This is a genomic window from Streptomyces sp. NPDC030165, assembly GCF_055573595.1.
The window spans coordinates 1-1,285 of record NZ_JBVIBD010000075.1; the positions used below are offsets into that span (position 1 = coordinate 1).

Annotated in this window: 2 protein-coding genes; both read left to right on the top strand. The window is 70.9% G+C overall.

What is annotated here, in order from left to right:
* Positions 1–141 precede the first annotated feature (141 nt).
* Positions 142–918, top strand: a complete 777-nt coding sequence (locus ACZ4Z1_RS42460) for a PD-(D/E)XK nuclease family protein (RefSeq protein WP_468492072.1) — start codon at positions 142–144, stop codon at positions 916–918.
* A partial coding sequence (locus ACZ4Z1_RS42465) for a hypothetical protein (RefSeq protein WP_468492073.1) occupies positions 915–1,285 on the top strand: 371 nt, incomplete at its 3' end. The genes ACZ4Z1_RS42460 and ACZ4Z1_RS42465, both read left to right, overlap by 4 nt.

Genomic DNA, 1,285 nt, shown 5'->3' on the forward strand with positions numbered 1-1,285 from the left:
CTACGCCTGGAACCGCGCCGTCGAGCACCAGCACGGCGCTGACTGCGGCCACCCCGACTGCATCCCCTGCTCCTTCGACCGGGCCATCCCGGTCAACGAGAAGCAGCGCGTCCGTGAGGCCCGGACGGATGGCGGTGAGCGATGACCCTTCAGCGCTTCGAAACGAAGTCCGGGCACCACTACAAGCTGGACGGCCGCCGCGTCCCCGGCGTCACCACCCTGATCAACGGTGGGCTGCCGAAGCCGAAGCTCATCGACTGGGCTGCGCGCGAGGTCGCCGAATACGTCGCCGACAACCCCGACGACGTCGACGCACTCCGGGCTCGCGGCCGGAACGAACTCGTCGGGTTCCTCAAGGAGCGCCACAAGGCGGTTCGCGATCGGGCGGCGGGCCGCGGCACCAGCATCCACGGCCTCGCCGAACAGCTCGTCGCCGGCGCCGAGGTCGACGTGCCGGAGGAGCTCGCCGGTCATGTCGAGGCGTGCGCGCGGTTCCTCGACGAATGGCAAGTCCGCCCGCGGATCGTCGAGCGCCCCGTGGCCTCGCGGCAGTGGTGGTACTCCGGCACCCCGGACCTGATCGGTGAACTGCCCGACGAGCGCCGCACGGTGATCGACTACAAGTCGAGCCGCTCCGGCATCTGGGGTGAGACAGCCCTGCAGCTCGCCGCCTACGCCAACGCCGAGTTCTTCCTCGATGCGGCCGGGCTGGAGCAGCCCGTGCCGCGTATCGACGCCGGGCTCGCCGTGTGGCTGCGGGCCGACGGCTACGACGCCTACGAGATCGCCGATCTGGACGGCGCCTTCCGCCTCTTCAAGCACGTCGCACACGTCGCCCGCGCCGCCCGCACCCTGCGGGGCGACTTCATCAGCCCCGCCCTCGACACACCGACCTGGACCACGGAGACCGTCGCATGAGCACCGAACTCGCCCTGAACAACGGACACACACCCGCCGTCCCGGCCCCGCAGCAGCAGCCCGGCAACGAGCTAATCGCGTGGGCGGAGTCCGCGGTCGCCGCCAACAACATCGCCCAGTCCCTGGCGCGCACCAGCTTCGTCCCGAAGGCGTTCCAGGGCAAGCCCGACGAGGTCACCGCCGCGATCCTCGCCGGGCAGGAGATGGGCCTGTCCCCGATGGCGTCCCTGCGCTCCATGAACGTCATCCAGGGCACCGCCGCCCTGTCCGCCATCGCCCTGCGCGGCCTCGTGCAGTCCAAGGGCCACGAGATCTGGACCGAGGAAGTCACCGCCACCCGGGCGATCGTGTGCGGCCGGCGCAAGGG

What these genes read in the sequence shown, in the direction of transcription:
- ACZ4Z1_RS42460 (WP_468492072.1), top strand. Translation starts at nt 142, where the DNA reads ATGACCCTTCAGCGCTTCGAAACGAAGTCCGGGCACCACTACAAGCTG.